The following is a 15,563-nucleotide window of genomic DNA, read 5'->3' on the forward strand; positions in this document are numbered from 1 at the left end:
GATGAGAATCGGAAGACGTGGATCAACATTCTCCGGCCGCCGCCGAGTCCGCGGCGCCACGCTGGTACGCGCCGGCCCGCGCGGTCGGCTTCGTCGGCGCCTCGCTCGCCGTCGGCGCGTTCCCCTCGTTCTCGCTGCGGTCGACGATCACGATGATCGGGCTCGGCGGCGTGTTCTTCTGGCTCGGCGTCACCCGGCGGCTCGCCCGGCACCGGGCGGTCCGGCACATCGCCCGGCAGGCGCTGTGGTGGCTGGTGCCGGTGCTGGTCTTCGCCACGTTCGAGCTGGTCAGCTTCGCGCTCGGGTCGACGCCGGCGCACCCGACGCTGTCCGCGCTGGCCGACCCGGTGCTGGAGCACTACTGGGCCCGGGCGGCGGTGTTCCTCGGCTGGATCACCGGGTACTGGGCGCTGGTGAAGCGATGAGCGAGCGTGAGCGAGTGGGTCGTGGGTGCTGCGCGTGGTGGTGCCTCATCGGTGTTCCGACGAAGGAGGAACGGCGATGAGCGAGCGTGAGCGAGTGAGTCATGGGTGCTGCGCGTGGTGGCGCCTCATCGGTGTTCCGACGAAGGAGGAACGGCGATGAGCGTCACGCGCATCGCGACGCTCGTCGCGTACGGGCTGGCCCTGGTGTCGATCGTGACGCTGGAGGTGGCCGGGCGCCGGGAGGGTTCCCGGGTGCCGACGCTCGCGCAGCTGTGCGGCTTCGTCATGCGGTACCGGGTGGGCCGGGTGCCGCTCGGTCGGGTGGCGCTGCTCGGTTTCTGGTGGTGGGTCGGGTTCCACTTCTTCGCCCGCTGACCGTTCCTGCTCGCCGGGTTCTCCGGGGCCGCCGGGTGGCCTGCGGCGTGCGGGTCGGGCGGCGGGGGCCCGCCGGCGTTGGCTGCGGTGCATGACGCCACGATCACAGTCCGCATGGTGGGAAGTCGGGCGCAACCACTGGAACGAACGTTAACTTGGGTCGGGACGCGCGGCAACGCAGCGCGTTCGACGGTTCACCCGGAGCCGACGCGGATCCGTCGGCTCCAGCCGTGCCGAGCGCCTCGCTCGCTGCTGCGGCGACGCTGTCGCCGCGCTCGGTGAGCAGGGCGTGTCCGTCCGGTCGACCCGCGGGCGATCCCCGCAACGGTCCGGCGGCGCGACCCGACAGCGATGTCGGGCCTCGACAGCACGGCCCGACATCCGATGCCGGGCCCCACAGCCGATCCGACAGCCGGCCGCGCCGCGGCCGGGGCGTGAGGGGACACTGCCATGCCGACCACCATCCAGTCACCGTCCAAGCCGGCCGCGACCGAGCAGGAGCGCAGCCGCCAGCAGGAGCGCGACGAGCAGCGCCGGGAGGCGCAGCGCGCGCTGCAGCGTTCACTGGAGAGCCGCTGGTAGCGTTCGGCCGGTGCGGATCCGCGTCCTCGGCAGCTGCGCGGCCTGGCCGGAGCCGGGCCGCGCCTGCACCGGGTTCCTGGTCAGTGACGCGGGTCGGCACCTCGTCGTCGATCTCGGGTACGGCACCGCGCCGCGGCTGTTCGCCGCGCTGCCGGTCGACCGGCTCGACGCGGTCGTGCTCACGCACGCCCATCCCGACCACATGCTCGACGTGCACGCGCTGCTGCGTGCCCGGCACTACGGCTTCCGCGGCACCGGTCTGCCGCGGCTGCCGGTGCACGCGCCGGCCGGCCTCGCCGAACTGCTCGCCCCGCTGGAGGGGCCGGACGGCCCGGAGCTGATGGCCGCGACGTTCGACTGGCACGAGTACCGGCCGGGCGGCGTCATCGAACTCGGCCCGCTGCGGGTGGAGCTGGTCGCGCTGCCGCACTACGTGCCGAACGCGGGGGTGCGGGTGACCGGCCCGGGCGGCGTGTTCGCCTACACCGGTGACACCGGGCCGGATCCGGCAGTGGCCCGGCTCGGCGCCGCCGCGGACCTGTTCGCGGTCGACGCCACCTTCCAGGACCGTCCGGTCAGCGAGGTGATGCCCCACCCGCGCTACGACCTGTCCGCCCGGGAGGCGGCCGGGTTCGCGACGCAGGCCGGCGCGCGGCGACTGCTGTTGACCCACTTCTGGCCCGGCGCGGACCGGGTCCGGGCCGCAGCGGAGGCCGCCGAGCACTTCGCCGGGCCGATCCTGGTCGCGGACGAGGACCAGACGATCGAGGTACGGGCCCCCGAAGTGTAAGCAGTGACTTCGGCTTTCGCTGATTACCTCGCCGTGTCATGATGGCGGCGTGACATCGACCGTACGGGCCGACCTGGTGGGCGGTCGCCGGATCGCGGCGCTGGCCCTGCCGGCGCTGGTGGTGCTTGCCGCCGAGCCGCTGTACGTCCTCGTCGACACCGCCGTGGTCGGCCATCTCGGCGCGGTTCCGCTGGCCGGGCTGGCACTGGGCGGCAACATCCTGTCGGCCGCGGCGATCCTCGGCAACTTCCTCGCGTACGGCACCACCGGCCGGGCCGCCCGGCGGTACGGGGCGGGTGATCGGGCCGGCGCGGTCGCCGAGGGCGTGCAGGCGAGCTGGCTGGCCCTGGCCGGTGGGCTCGGGTTCATCGTGGCCGCCCAACTGCTGGCCGGTCCGGTCAGTCACCTGCTCGCCGGCGGCGGTACCGGCGGCGCCGCGATCGCCGCCGGCGCCGAGCGCTGGCTGCGGATCGCCGCGTTCGGCGCGCCGGGGATCCTGCTCGCGCTGGCCGGCAACGGGTGGATGCGCGGGGTCCAGGCGACCCGCCGGCCGGTGGTGTTCGTGCTCGCCGCGAACCTGCTCTCCGCGGTACTGGGGCCGGTGCTGGTCTACCCGGCGGGGCTCGGGCTGGTCGGTTCCGCGATCGCGAACGTCACCGCGCAGACGGTTTCGGCCGTGCTGTTCGTGGCCGCGCTGCTGGCCGAGCGCGTCGACCTGCGGCCCCGACCGGCGCTGCTGCGGGCCCAGCTGTCGGTCGGCCGCGATCTGGTGCTGCGCACCCTGTCCATGCAGCTGTGCTTCACCTCGGCGGCGGCGGTCGCCGCCCGGTTCGGCGCGGCTGCTCTCGGCGCGCACCAGATCGCGCTGCAACTGTGGAACTTCTGCTCGCTGCTGCTGGACTCGGTGGCGGTCGCGGCGCAGTCGCTGATCGGTGCGGACCTGGGCGCCGGCCGGCCGCTGCAGGCACGGCTGACCGCCCGGCGGATCGGCATCGCCGGCGCGGTCTGCGGCGCCGGCCTGGCGGTGCTGGTGGGGCTCGGTGCCCCGGTCCTGCCCGGCGTGTTCAGTGCCGACCCGGCGGTGCACCACCAGGCGATGCTCGCCTGGCCGTGGTTCGTCGGGCTGTTGCCGCTGGCCGGCGTCGTCTTCGCGCTGGACGGGGTGCTGATCGGCGCCGGTGACGTGGGCTTCCTGCGCAACCTGACGTTGATCTCCACGCTGGCCGGGTTCCTGCCGGCGATCTGGCTGGCGTACGCGCTGCGGTTGGGGCTGGGCGGCGTGTGGGCCGGTCTCGGCGTGTTCATCGCGCTGCGGCTGGTGCTCGCGGTGGGCCGTACCGTCCGCGGCGGCTGGGCGGTCCCCGGCTCCGGCTGACGGTGCCACCCCGGGCGCCGGCCAGCGGCGTCATCGGGGCGCCGGGTGACGGCGCCGCCTGGCTCGGACCGTCAGCGCCAGCGGCAGTCGGCCGTCAGCGGCAGTCGTTCGACACGGCCAGAGCGTGCTTCGGGTCGTACATCGCGGTGCCGTCGTCGGCTCCGCGACCCGGCTTGGCGGACGGATCGATGTCCGGCGCGGGTTTGAGCAGTCCGTGGTCGGATGCGGCACAGTCCATCGCGTACAGGTACGAGTGAACGTCGCGAACCCACACGCCGCGGCTGTCCGCCGCGAGGTGGTCGCCGGTGACGTACCAGAAGACCAGCTTGTCGTGCACCACCACCGGATCGCTCGCATGCCGGAAGGCGTACGCCCAGACGACGTTGCTGGTGACCGTGAGGTACCCGGTGCCCTGCTGGTGCGTGACGGACACCGTCAACGAGCCCTTGACGCGCGGCCGTTGCCCGGTCAGTTCGGCGTCGTCGGCGACCCTGAGCCCGAACACACCGTCGTGCACCAGTTCGTGGCCACGGTGCCGTGAGTCGCGAGCCAGGGCGGCGAGCAGGGCGGACTCGTCGTGGTCGACCAGCATCCGGCGCTCCAGGTGGCCCCGGACCAGGACCGTGCGCACCGCGGTCAGTGCCGTGCGTACCGTCGCCGCCGAGTACCCGCCGACGGCGTGCGCCGCCGGCAAGGCGATGCCGGCGGCGCCGGACGGATAGTCGTACGCGGGGGTGCCCACGAACGGGTCGGTCACCGGCGCCGGTGGGGACGAGTGTGCGGCGGCGAACCGGTCGGTGAGCTGGTCCGGGTGGCGCCAGAGGTAGTCGCCGGCGAGCACCGCGGCGACCGCCAGCAGCACCGTGACGGCGACGGTGGCGGGGGAGCGGGGCGCCAGGACGAACCGGAACGGGGCGAGCAGTGCCCGGCCGATCCGGCGACGCCGGTCGGTCCGTACCGCGCGGCGCTCCGCGCGCTTCCACCAGTCGTCCGAGCGGTCGGGTTCGGGCACGGCTGCTCTCTTCGTTCTCTGGTGGGCGGCGACAGGTGATTGTCGCGACCGTGCGTACCGCGCCGGATCGTCCGTTCGGTCAGCTCCGCCGACCGGAACGGTGGAGCAGGTTTCTTCGCTTCGGGCGATGAATCCGTTACAACGGATTTGCTTCAAATATGGCTTTTGCCGAAGAAGTGGGCTCTAATGGGGCGGCAGTTAGCTACCCGAGATGGAGGGCTCATGAAAGTTCCTGCCGTCGTCAGCCGCACTCCCCGCCGGTTCCGGGCGATGGTCGCCCTGGCCGGGGTGCTCACCGCCGCGAGCGTGGCGCTGCTCGCCGCGGCCCCGGTCCAGGCGGCGCCGGCCGGCCTGCCCGGCATCGACGTGTCGCACTACCAGGGCAGCATCAACTGGAGCTCGGTGAAGGGGTCCGGCATCCGGTTCGCCTACGTCAAGGCCACCGAGGGCACGTCGGTCGTCGACTCGGCGTTCTCGGCGAACTACACCGGCGCGTACGACGCCGGCGTGATCCGCGGCGCGTACCACTTCGCCCGGCCCGGCAGCTCCTCCGGCGCCGCGCAGGCCAACTACTTCGCCGCGCACGGCGGTGCCTGGTCGGCCGACAACGTCACCCTGCCGGGCGCGCTGGACCTGGAGGTGTCCGGCTGCGACGGGCTGTCCGCGTCCGCCATGGTCAGCTGGATCCGGGACTTCACCGCCACCTACAAGGCGGACACCGGCCGCGACGCGGTGCTGTACACGACCGCGTCCTGGTGGTCCAGCTGCACCGGTGGCAGTACCGCGTTCGGCTCGTCCAACCCGATGTGGGTGGCGCACTGGGGCGTCAGCAGCCCGAGCGTGCCGGCCGGCTGGGGCACGTACACGTTCTGGCAGTACGCGGACAACGGCTCGGTGTCGGGCATCTCGGGTGCGGTCGACACCGACGTGTTCAACGGCTCGGCCGACCGGCTGCTCGCGCTGGCGAACGACACGCCCTGAGCTGGCGGCGCGGTCCCGGGCGGATCCGGTCGGGAGTCGGGCCGGGAACCAGCTGACCGCGGTCGGTAACCGGGCAATTACCCGCGTTTGCCTCCGATCCCGCCTGGATATTGATTGCCTTGACGAATGCAGCGGAAACCCGGCCGGTGCGGCACCCAGCCCGCGGGCGGCACCGGGTACGAGGAGGTCGATGACGAACATGGCCGAAGCGCAGGCTACGAAGCCGCCGGTGGACCCGAGCACGGTCCGCAAGGCGGTACTGGCGTCCGCGATGGGCAACGCCACCGAGTGGTACGACTACGGCGTCTTCACCTCGGGGATCATCGCCGCGACGATCGGTACCGTCTTCTTTCCCGGCGGTGGCGGGGGTACCGCCGTGCTCAAGTCGCTCGCGCTGGTCGCGGTCGGTTTCATCGTCCGCCCGTTCGGCGGTGCCTTCTTCGGGCCGCTCGGTGACAAGCTCGGCCGCAAGCGGGTGCTGTCGATCACCATCCTGCTGATGTCCGGCTGTACGTTCCTGGTCGGCTGCCTGCCCACCTACTCCGGCGCGTACAGCATCGGCATCGCGGCGCCGATCCTGGTCCTGCTGCTGCGGCTGATCCAGGGCTTCTCCACCGGCGGTGAGTACGGCGGTGCGGCGACGTTCATCGCCGAGTACGCGCCGACCCGGCGCCGGGGCTTCTTCGGCAGCTTCCTGGAAGCGGGCACGCTGTCCGGCTACATCCTCGGCAACATCGTGGTGCTGGCCGTGACGCTCGGCTTCACCGACTCGCAGATCTCGTCCTGGGCGTGGCGGATCCCGTTCTTCGTCGCGCTGCCGCTCGGCCTGGTCGGCCTGTACCTGCGGACCAAGCTGGAGGACACCCCGGAGTTCCAGCGGCTGGAGGAGTCCGGACAGAAGGCGGAGAAGGCACCGATCCTGGAGACCCTGTCCCGCAACTGGCGGATGATCCTCAACCTGGTCGGCATCGTCATCCTGCTCAACGTCGCCGACTACATGCTGCTGACCACGATGCCCAGCTACTTCACCGACACGCTGAAGATCAGCGACACCACTTCGGTACTGATCATCATCGCGGTCGAGGCGATCCAGATCGCGCTGATCGGACCGCTCGGTGCGCTGTCGGATCGGGTCGGCCGCAAGCCGCTGCTGCTGACCGCGGCGATCGGGTTCATCCTGCTGAGCTGGCCGAGCCTGAAGCTGATGCAGAGCGGGAGCACGGTCCTGCTGTTCGTCGGCTTCCTGATCGTGGCGTTGTTGCTGCTGCTGATGCTCGCGGTGATCGGGTCGACGTTCCCGGCGATGTTCCCGACCCGGGTGCGGTACGGCTCGTTCGCCATCGGCTACAACGTCTCGACCGCCCTGTTCGGCGGTACCACCGGAGTGGTCGTCACGGCGCTGATCCACGCCACCGGCAACGACGACTGGCCGGCGTACTACCTGATGGTGGCCGCGGTGATCGCACTGGTGCCGATCATCCGGATCCCGGAGACGGCCCGGGTCCCGATGGAGGCGATCAACGAGAGCGGGGTCGGGCAGAAGCTCGAACCGCTGCCCCGCTGACGCGTCGCGGCGCCCGACCGGACCGGTCGGGCGCCGCGGTGGCTGGGTACCGGCGCCCGCGGCGCCGGCGCTCGCTCAGAGCTGGTGATCGCGCCGGGTGCCGGCGACGGTCCGGGGAGCGAAGTGGCGCCGCGACCACATCGCCAACGCACCCGCCACCAACACCGCTGCTACGGCTTCCACCAGCAATGCTGTCAACACCATGGCTTCCTCCTCGGATGCTCGGGCCGGCCCCTTCCTGGACGGGGCTCTCGGCTGTCGCGAGGCCAACGGCCTCACTTGGAGTATCGCCCGGAAAGCAGCGAATATTCCGTCGTGCGGGCCGGTCCGACGGGTGATGTGCCGCACCGTCGAAACAGCCCTGCCGGACCCCGCCGAGGCCCCCGTGCCGGCCGGGGCGAGACAGCCCACCGACCCGGTCGGACCGGGCCGCCCCAGCCGGGCACGGACCTCCGGGCCGGTCGGCACCGGCAGGCGCCGATGGCCCTGCCTGCGCGGGCCTCTAAGCTGCCTGGTCGTGGACAGGGCCGGGTTCGTGGTGGTGGACAAGCCGGCGGGGATGACCTCGCACGACGTGGTGGCGCGGCTGCGCCGGCTGGCGGGGACCCGGCGGGTCGGGCACGCCGGAACGCTGGATCCGATGGCCACCGGGGTACTGGTGCTCGCCATCGGCCGGGCCACCCGGCTGCTGACCTACCTGACCGGCGCGGACAAGGAGTACCACGCGACGATCCGGCTCGGTGCGAGCACCGTCACCGACGACGCCGAGGGCGAACCGACCGGCGGCGCCGACGCCAGCGCGGTCACCGAGGCGCAGGTACGAGCCGGGCTCGCCGCCCAGACCGGCGCGATCCAGCAGGTACCCAGCGCGGTGAGCGCGATCAAGATCAACGGCCAGCGGGCGTACAAGCGGGTCCGTGCCGGCGACGAGGTGTCCCTGCCGCCCCGCCCGGTCACCGTCCACCGGCTGGAGGTCGACGCGCTGCGCCGGGAGCCGGGCGGGCTGCTCGACGTCGACGTGCGGGTCGCCTGCTCGTCGGGTACCTACGTCCGGGCCATCGCCCGCGATCTCGGCGCCGGCCTGGGGGTCGGTGGTCACCTCACCGCGCTGCGCCGTACCCGGGTCGCCGACTTCACCCTGGCCGAGGCGGTGCCGCTGGCCGCGCTCCTCGACGGCGCCGACCCGGTACCGCTGTCGCTCGCCGACGCCGCGGGGCGCATCCTGCCCGGTCGTACCGTCGACGCCGAGGCGGCGCGGGTGCTGGGCCACGGCGGGTCGCTGCCGGCCGAGGGGCGCACCGGCCCGTACGCGGTGTACGGGCCGGACGGTGCGCTGCTGGCCGTGGTGGCCGACCGGGACGGCCGGGCCCGGCCGCAGATCGTGCTGGCCGCCGCCGAGGGCGCGCGCTGAGCCCGGTGGTCCGGCCCACGCCGGCCGCACCCGATGCGGGCGGCCCGCCGTTGAGTACGGTGAATACCGGTCGGTAATGCCGACCGAGGACGAAGGGGGAGGGCGGCGTGCAGCGTTGGCGAGGGGTGGACGCGGCACCGAACGGCTGGGGTCGCTCGGTGGTCACGATCGGGGTGTTCGACGGGGTACACCGGGGTCATCAGGCGATCATCGAGCACACCGTGGCGTTGGCCGAGAAGCTCGGCGTGGCCAGCGTGGTGATCAGCTTCGACCCGCACCCGTCGGAGGTGGTTCGGCCGGGCAGCCATCCCGCCGTCCTGACCGACCCGGAGCGCAAGGCGCAGCTGGTCGAGCGGCTCGGCGCGGACGTGTTCTGCCTGCTGCCGTTCACCGTCGAGTTCAGCAAGCTGGCACCGGAGACGTTCGTACACGACGTGCTGGTCGAGCACCTGCACGCGCAGGCCGTGGTGGTGGGGGAGAACTTCCGGTTCGGGCACAAGGCGGCCGGGACGGTCGCGCTGCTGGGTGAGCTGGGCCGCAAGTTCGGCTTCACCGTGGAGGGCGCGCCGTTGGTCGCCGAGGACGACACGGTCTTCTCCTCGACCTACATCCGGTCCTGCATCGACGCCGGCGACGTCGGCGCCGCCGCGGCCGCGCTCGGCCGGCCGCACCGGCTCGCCGGCGTGGTGGTACGTGGCGACCGGCGCGGCCGGCTGCTCGGGTTCCCCACCGCGAACCTGTTCACCCCGGCGAAGGCAGCGGTGCCGGCGGACGGGGTGTACGCGGGCTGGTTGATGCGCGACGGTGCGGCCGATCGGCTGCCGGCCGCGATCAGCATCGGTACCAACCCGCAGTTCTCCGGCAAGGACCGCCGGGTCGAGGCGTACGTGCTGGACTTCGACGGCGATCTGTACGGCGACCGGGTGGAGCTGGACTTCATCGCCCGGTTGCGCCCGATGCGCCGGTTCGACCAGGTCGAGCTGCTGGTGGCGCAGATCGAGTCGGACGTGCGGGAGTGTCGCCGGGTGCTCGGCCTGCCCCGGTCGGTCTGAGCCTGGCGCCGGGTGGGGCTGCGGCGGGCGCGGGTCGCCTGACTGGTACGGTTGGATTGCACACCGTGTCAGCGGTGGTGACCCGCATGCCTGCACGGCGCCGTGGGTGCGGGCCGGTTTCGCGGCGCGGACGACAGTTCGCCCCGGCCGGACACAGAAGGCGACAACGACAAGGGAGAACATGGCGCTCGACGTCGAGACCCGTCAGCAGATCATCAAGGACTACGCCACCGAGGAGGGCGACACCGGCTCGCCCGAGGTGCAGGTGGCGCTGCTGACCCGGCGGATCCAGGATCTGACCGAACACCTCAAGAGCCACAAGCACGACCACCACAGCCGGCGTGGTCTGCTGCAGCTGGTCGGCCGTCGCCGCAAGCTGCTGAAGTACCTGACCCGCAAGGACATCAACCGTTACCGGGCGCTCATCGAGCGGCTCGGCCTGCGGCGTTGACGTGACGGGCGGGGACAGCACCGGTGCAGGTGACGTCCCCGCCCGGTCCTGCGTGCCGCCGCCGCTGCCTGCGGGGCTGGCACACAGGATCCGATGCGGTCGGCAGAGTGCCGCCGCATCCCCGGCAGGCATCCGCCGACCGTGACCGGCGGGGAGCTTCGCACCGGTCCTCGGTAGTGGCCCTCGGCGCGTCGCCGATTCCGATACGGCGACGACCGGGTGCTTCGATCGAAGACCGGACGCGCAGTGGCTCCGCACGTCGTCTGGTGGCAGGCCGGCCTGTCGGGAAGCCCGACATGCAAGGAGCATCCGCACCATGACCGAAACCACCGGGTACGAACCCGAGGTCGTCAACCTGGGCACCCACTCGTCCCAGGCCGTGATCGACAACGGCGACTTCGGCACCCGTACCATCACGTTCTCCACCGGGCGGCTCGCGCAGCAGGCCGCCGGCTCGGTGCTCGCCCAGCTGGGCGACACCGTGGTGCTGTCGGCGACCACCGCCGGCAAGCACCCCAAGGAGCAGTTCGACTTCTTCCCGCTGACCGTGGACGTCGAGGAGAAGATGTACGCGGTGGGCCGGATCCCCGGCTCGTTCTTCCGCCGCGAGGGCCGGCCCAGCGAGGACGCGATCCTCACCTGCCGGCTGATCGACCGCCCGCTGCGTCCCAGCTTCGTCAAGGGCCTGCGCAACGAGGTCCAGGTCGTCGAGACGGTGCTGGCGCTGGACCCGCAGCACGCGTACGACGTGGTCGCGATCAACGCCGCATCGGCCTCCACCCAGCTGTCCGGGCTGCCGTTCTCCGGCCCGATCGGCGCCACCCGCGTGGTGCACGTCGATGGCCAGTGGGTGGCGTTCCCGACCCAGGAGGAGCGCGAGCGCGCCACCTTCGACATGGTCATCGCCGGCCGGCTGCTCGACGACGGTGACGTCGCCGTGATGATGGTCGAGGCCGAGGGCACCCCGGCCACCGTCGACCTGGTTCGCGGTGGCGCGGTCGCGCCGACCGAGGAGATCGTCGCGCAGGGGCTGGAGGCGGCGAAGCCGCACCTGGCCGAGCTGTGCCGGGCGCAGCAGCGGCTGGCCGACGCCGCCGGCAAGGCGACCGTCGAGTTCCCGGTCTTCCTGGACTACGAGCCGGACGCGTACGACGCGGTCGAGCAGGCGATCTCCGGTGAGCTGGCCGAGGCGCTGAAGATCGGTGCCAAGCAGGAGCGCGAGAGCGAGCTGGACCGGGTCAAGGAGCTCGCCTACGAGCGGGTCGGCGCCAACTTCGAGGGGCGCGAGAAGGAGATCGGTGCCGCGGTCAAGGCGGTCACCAAGAAGCTCGTCCGGCAGCGCATCCTGCGTGACCAGGTCCGCATCGACGGCCGCGGCCCGCGCGACATCCGGCCGCTGAGCGCCGAGACGCACATCCTGCCGCGGGTGCACGGTTCGGCGCTGTTCGAGCGCGGCGAGACCCAGATCATGGGTGTCACCACGCTGAACATGCTGCGCATGGAGCAGAGCCTGGACACCCTCGCGCCGGAGAAGTCCAAGCGGTACATGCACAACTACAACTTCCCGCCGTACTCGACCGGTGAGACCGGCCGGGTCGGCTCCCCGAAGCGGCGCGAGATCGGCCACGGCCGGCTCGCCGAGCGGGCGCTGGTGCCGGTGCTGCCCAAGCGGGAGGACTTCCCGTACGCGATCCGGCAGGTCTCCGAGGCGCTCGGGTCCAACGGGTCGACCTCGATGGGTTCGGTCTGCGCCTCGACGATGAGCCTGATGTCGGCCGGCGTGCCGATCGCCGCGCCGGTCGCCGGGATCGCGATGGGCCTGGTGTCCGACACGGTCGACGGCAAGACCGAATACCTGGCCATCACCGACATCCTCGGCGCCGAGGACGCGTTCGGCGACATGGACTTCAAGGTTGCCGGTACCAGCGAGTTCGTCACCGCCCTGCAGTTGGACACCAAACTGGACGGCATCCCGTCCGAGGTGCTGGCGCAGGCGTTGCAGCAGGCCCGCGAGGCCCGCGCGACGATCCTGGAGGTCATGGGCGCGGCGATCGCGCAGCCGGCCGAGATGAGCGACTACGCGCCGCGGGTGACCACGGTGAAGGTCCCGGTCGACAAGATCGGCATGGTGATCGGGCCGAAGGGCCAGACCATCAACGCGATCCAGGACGAGACCGGCGCCGAGCTGTCCATCGAGGACGACGGCACGATCTACATCGGGGCGTCCGACGGTCCGTCGGCGCAGGCCGCGGTGGAGCGGGTCAACGCGATCGCCAACCCGACGCTGCCGAAGAAGGGCGACCGGTACCTCGGTACCGTCGTGAAGACCGCGGCGTTCGGCGCGTTCATCTCGCTGGTGCCCGGCCGGGACGGGCTGTTGCACATCTCCAAGCTGGGCGGCAACAAGCGCGTCGAGCGGGTCGAGGACTACCTGAACGTCGGGGACAAGGTCGAGGTCGAGATCGTCGACGTCGACAACCGCGGCAAGGTCTACCTCGACCTGGTCAAGCCGGAGGAGGAGCAGGCCGAGCAGGCGGCGGAGCCCGCCGGCGAGGCGGCCCCGGCGAAGGCGGAGGACGCCGAGAGCGGCGCCGAGCACAGCGACGGCGGCGAGCACCGCGACGGTGGCGAGCGTCGTCGGCGGCGCAGCCGGCACCACTGATCTCGGTCGGCAAACGTGGCGAGGCGTCGGGATCCGGGCTACCGGACCCGACGCCTCGGCGCATCTGGACGTACCGGTCGGCGACGAGGCCGGCCCAGGAACGTGAGGAACGCGTGAGCGAACGAGCCAAGACCCGGACCCTGGTCGCCGACCCGCTGAGCGGCGCCGTACGCCGCACCGTACTGCCCGGCGGGCTGCGGGTGATCACCGAGGCGGTGCCGGCGATGCGCAGCGCCGCGGTCGGCGTCTGGGTCGGGGTCGGCTCCCGGGACGAGTCGCCGCGCCAGGCCGGCGCCTCGCACTTCCTCGAGCACCTGCTGTTCAAGGGCACGAAACGGCGCTCCGCGCTGGACATCTCGGCCGAGATCGAGGCGGTCGGCGGCGAGACGAACGCGTTCACCACCAAGGAGTACACCTGCTACTACGCGCGGGTGCTCGACGACGACCTGCCGCTCGCGCTCGACGTGCTCGGCGACCTGATCACCTCGTCGGTGCTGGCCGCCGCCGACGTGGAGACCGAGCGTGGCGTGATCCTGGAGGAGATCGCCATGACCGACGACGAGCCGGGCGACGTGGTGCACGACCGGTTCGCCGAAGCGGTGTTCGGCGACCGGCCGCTGGGCCGGCTGGTCTCCGGCACCACCGAGTCGGTGTCGGCCATGTCGCGCCGCCAGATCCTCGACTTCTACCACCGGCGCTACACCGCTGACCGGATCGTCGTCGCGGTGGCCGGCAACCTGGAGCACCGGGCCGTGCTCCGCTCGGTACGGGCGGCGTTCGGGCCGCTGATCGGCAGCGGGCACGAGGTCGCCGCGCACCGCGCCGGCGCGAACCGGCAGCTCGGGCGGCCCCGTACCGTGGTGGACGCGCGGGACACCGAACAGGCACACCTGGTCCTCGGCTGCCCGGCGTACTCGCGTGCCGACCAGCGGCGGTTCGCGCTCGGCGTGCTGAACGCGTCGCTCGGCGGCGGCATGTCCAGCCGACTGTTCCAGGAGGTCCGGGAGAAGCGCGGGCTGGCCTACTCGGTCTACTCGTTCGGCAGTCACTTCGCCGACACCGGACTGTTCGGGGTGTACGCGGGCTGCGCGCCCGGCAAGGCCGACGAGGTGCTGTCGCTGGTTTCCGCGGAGCTGTCCCGGGCCGCCGCCGACGGGTTGACCGCCGAGGAAGTGGCCCGCGGCAAGGGCATGGTGAAGGGTTCGCTGGTGCTCGGCCTGGAGGACACCGGATCCCGGATGACCCGGCTCGGCAAGGGCGAGCTGCTCTACGGCGACCTGCTCAGCGTCGACGAATTGCTCGCCCGGATCGACCAGGTCAGCACCGAGGAGGTGGCCGCGGTCGCGGCCGACCTGATGGCCCGGCCGATGTCGCTCGCGGTGGTCGGCCCGTTCGCCGGGCACGACTTCGACACTCCGCTCGGCTGGCGCTGACGGCCGGCGGGCAACGAGGGAGGGGCGCGATGAGTGAGACGGGCAGCGGCGGGCCGATCCCGGTCGGGGTGCTTGGTGCCGCCGGCCGGATGGGCAGCGAGGTGTGCCGCGCGGTGCGGGCGGCCGGTGACATGGAGCTGGTGGCGACGGCCCGTTCCGGCGACGAGCGGGGTGCCGTGACGGACGCGGGCGCCCGGGTGGTCGTCGACTTCACCAGCCCGCAGGCGGTGCTGGACAACGTGCGCTGGTGCATCGACCAGGGCATCCATGCCGTCGTCGGTACCTCCGGGCTGGACGCCGACCGGCTCGACCGGGTTCGGCAGTGGCTCGCCGCCCGGCCGGAGGTCGGGGTGTTCGTCGCACCCAACTTCGCCATCGGTGCCGTGCTGATGATGGAGTTCGCCGAGCGCGCCGCCCGGTTCTTCGCCTCCGCCGAGGTGGTCGAGCTGCACCACCCGAACAAGCTGGACGCGCCGAGCGGGACCGCGGTGCGTACCGCCGAGCTGATCGGCGCAGCCCGGGAGCGCGCCGGTCTCGGCCCGGCGCCGGACGCGACCGCGACGGCCCTGCCGGGTGCCCGGGGCGCGGAGGTGTCCGGGGTGCACGTGCATTCGGTGCGGTCGGCCGGGCTGGTGGCACATCAGGAGGTGCTGTTCGGCGCGGCGGGGGAGACGCTCACGCTGCGGCACGACTCGTACGACCGGACGTCGTTCATGCCCGGTGTGCTGATGGCGGTGCGGGCGGTGCTGTCCCGGCCGGGGCTGACCGTCGGTCTCGGCACACTGCTGGACGTCTGAACCGACCAGACTCCCGACGGCGGGGGCCCCGGCCGGTCAGTCGGACCGCGCGGGCGAGCTCTCGGCGTCGGTCTCGGTGTCGGCGTCGGCTGCCAGGGAGACGTGCAGCCGGCGCTGCCGGACCAGCGTGCCGTCCATGTCCAGGGCCCGGACCGCGCCGTCGTCCTGCCAGCCGGCGGAGCCGAGCAGCGCCCGGCTCGCGGTGTCCCGGTCGAACAGCCAGGCGACCGCGCGGTCGGCACCGTCGCCGCGCCACAGGTCGACCGCCGCGGCGAGCAGCCGGCTGCCGTGCCCGCGCCGGCCCCACCGCGGTTCGACCAGCAGGTCGGTGACGGCCGCCGTCCCGGCCGGCAGCGCGTCGGCCGGCTCGTCCGGCGCGGTGACCGTCTCGTCGGCCGGGCCGATCGCGGCGAACCCGACCAGGTTCGCCTCTCCGCCCTGCTCGATCGCGACGAGCACCCGGTGCCGGGCCGACGGCGGGTCGGTGATCGCGGCGTGCCAGCGGGCGGCGAGCGCGTCCTCGTCGAGCCCGTCCAGGATCCGGGCCGGGACGATCCGGGTGTAGGCGGCGCGCCAGGTGGCCAGCTGGAGACGGGCGATCTCGGCGGCCTCGGCCGCGCGGGCGGTACGAACGTAACCCAGCGCCATGCCGT

The 15,563-nt window shown here is 72.5% G+C and carries 16 protein-coding genes; 13 read left to right on the plus strand and 3 right to left on the minus strand.

The window, feature by feature from the left end:
- Positions 1-17: 17 nt before the first annotated feature.
- The 5 genes from Athai_RS11700 (at position 18) to Athai_RS11715 (ending at position 3,547) form a co-directional block, all read left to right on the plus strand.
- Entirely contained in the window at positions 18-425 is a 408-nt protein-coding gene (locus Athai_RS11700) for a hypothetical protein (RefSeq protein WP_203961530.1), read from the plus strand.
- Between the two features lie 156 nt (positions 426-581).
- Complete coding sequence (locus tag Athai_RS11705) at positions 582-800, plus strand: DUF6186 family protein (protein ID WP_203961531.1); 219 nt, start codon at positions 582-584, stop codon at positions 798-800.
- 450 nt (positions 801-1,250) lie between these two features.
- A complete protein-coding gene (locus Athai_RS34760; protein ID WP_275422421.1) occupies positions 1,251-1,382 on the plus strand; it encodes a hypothetical protein in 132 nt (43 codons plus the stop codon).
- A gap of 10 nt (positions 1,383-1,392) precedes the next feature.
- Positions 1,393-2,172 (plus strand): MBL fold metallo-hydrolase, encoded by a 780-nt coding sequence (locus tag Athai_RS11710; RefSeq protein ID WP_239156880.1) that lies wholly within the window; start codon positions 1,393-1,395, stop codon positions 2,170-2,172.
- A 49-nt stretch (positions 2,173-2,221) separates the two neighbouring features.
- Positions 2,222-3,547: an MATE family efflux transporter gene (locus tag Athai_RS11715; RefSeq protein ID WP_203961532.1), complete on the plus strand. Its 1,326-nt coding sequence runs from the start codon at positions 2,222-2,224 to the stop codon at positions 3,545-3,547.
- Positions 3,548-3,641: 94 nt separating this feature from the next.
- On the opposite strand, the gene Athai_RS11720 is transcribed toward Athai_RS11715, so the two are convergent.
- Entirely contained in the window at positions 3,642-4,559 is a 918-nt protein-coding gene (locus tag Athai_RS11720; protein WP_203961533.1) for a hypothetical protein, read from the minus strand.
- 222 nt (positions 4,560-4,781) lie between these two features.
- Here Athai_RS11720 and Athai_RS11725 point away from each other — a divergent pair, with 222 nt between their 5' ends.
- Complete coding sequence (locus tag Athai_RS11725; RefSeq protein ID WP_239156881.1) at positions 4,782-5,540, plus strand: GH25 family lysozyme; 759 nt, start codon at positions 4,782-4,784, stop codon at positions 5,538-5,540.
- Between the two features lie 190 nt (positions 5,541-5,730).
- Entirely contained in the window at positions 5,731-7,104 is a 1,374-nt protein-coding gene (locus tag Athai_RS11730; RefSeq protein ID WP_203961534.1) for an MFS transporter, read from the plus strand.
- Positions 7,105-7,179: 75 nt separating this feature from the next.
- On the opposite strand, the gene Athai_RS34765 is transcribed toward Athai_RS11730, so the two are convergent.
- A complete protein-coding gene (locus Athai_RS34765; RefSeq protein ID WP_275422422.1) occupies positions 7,180-7,308 on the minus strand; it encodes a hypothetical protein in 129 nt (42 codons plus the stop codon).
- A 355-nt stretch (positions 7,309-7,663) separates the two neighbouring features.
- On the opposite strand from Athai_RS34765, the gene truB reads away from it, so the two are divergent.
- The 6 genes from truB to dapB all read left to right on the plus strand — a co-directional run bounded on the left by truB (position 7,664) and on the right by dapB (position 14,910).
- On the plus strand, positions 7,664-8,515 hold the full coding sequence (gene truB / locus Athai_RS11735; RefSeq protein ID WP_239157383.1) for a tRNA pseudouridine(55) synthase TruB: 852 nt from the start codon (positions 7,664-7,666) through the stop codon (positions 8,513-8,515).
- Between the two features lie 107 nt (positions 8,516-8,622).
- Positions 8,623-9,567: a bifunctional riboflavin kinase/FAD synthetase gene (locus Athai_RS11740; protein WP_203961535.1), complete on the plus strand. Its 945-nt coding sequence runs from the start codon at positions 8,623-8,625 to the stop codon at positions 9,565-9,567.
- A 181-nt stretch (positions 9,568-9,748) separates the two neighbouring features.
- Positions 9,749-10,018: a 30S ribosomal protein S15 gene (rpsO, locus tag Athai_RS11745; protein WP_203961536.1), complete on the plus strand. Its 270-nt coding sequence runs from the start codon at positions 9,749-9,751 to the stop codon at positions 10,016-10,018.
- Positions 10,019-10,334: 316 nt separating this feature from the next.
- On the plus strand, positions 10,335-12,680 hold the full coding sequence (locus Athai_RS11750; RefSeq protein WP_203961537.1) for a polyribonucleotide nucleotidyltransferase: 2,346 nt from the start codon (positions 10,335-10,337) through the stop codon (positions 12,678-12,680).
- A 62-nt stretch (positions 12,681-12,742) separates the two neighbouring features.
- Entirely contained in the window at positions 12,743-14,113 is a 1,371-nt protein-coding gene (locus Athai_RS11755; protein WP_203965553.1) for a M16 family metallopeptidase, read from the plus strand.
- 29 nt (positions 14,114-14,142) lie between these two features.
- Positions 14,143-14,910 carry a 4-hydroxy-tetrahydrodipicolinate reductase gene (gene dapB / locus Athai_RS11760; protein WP_203961538.1) on the plus strand — a complete coding sequence of 256 codons (768 nt, stop codon included), beginning with the start codon at positions 14,143-14,145 and terminating at the stop codon, positions 14,908-14,910.
- A 36-nt stretch (positions 14,911-14,946) separates the two neighbouring features.
- Here the strand turns inward: dapB and Athai_RS11765 are convergent, their stop codons facing one another.
- The gene (locus Athai_RS11765) at positions 14,947-15,558 is read right to left on the minus strand and encodes a GNAT family N-acetyltransferase (RefSeq protein WP_203961539.1); all 612 of its coding nucleotides are present in this window, start codon (positions 15,556-15,558) and stop codon (positions 14,947-14,949) included.
- Between the last annotated feature and the right edge of the window lie 5 nt (positions 15,559-15,563).

This window comes from Actinocatenispora thailandica (assembly GCF_016865425.1).
GTDB classification, from domain to species: Bacteria; Actinomycetota; Actinomycetes; order Mycobacteriales; family Micromonosporaceae; genus Actinocatenispora; species Actinocatenispora thailandica.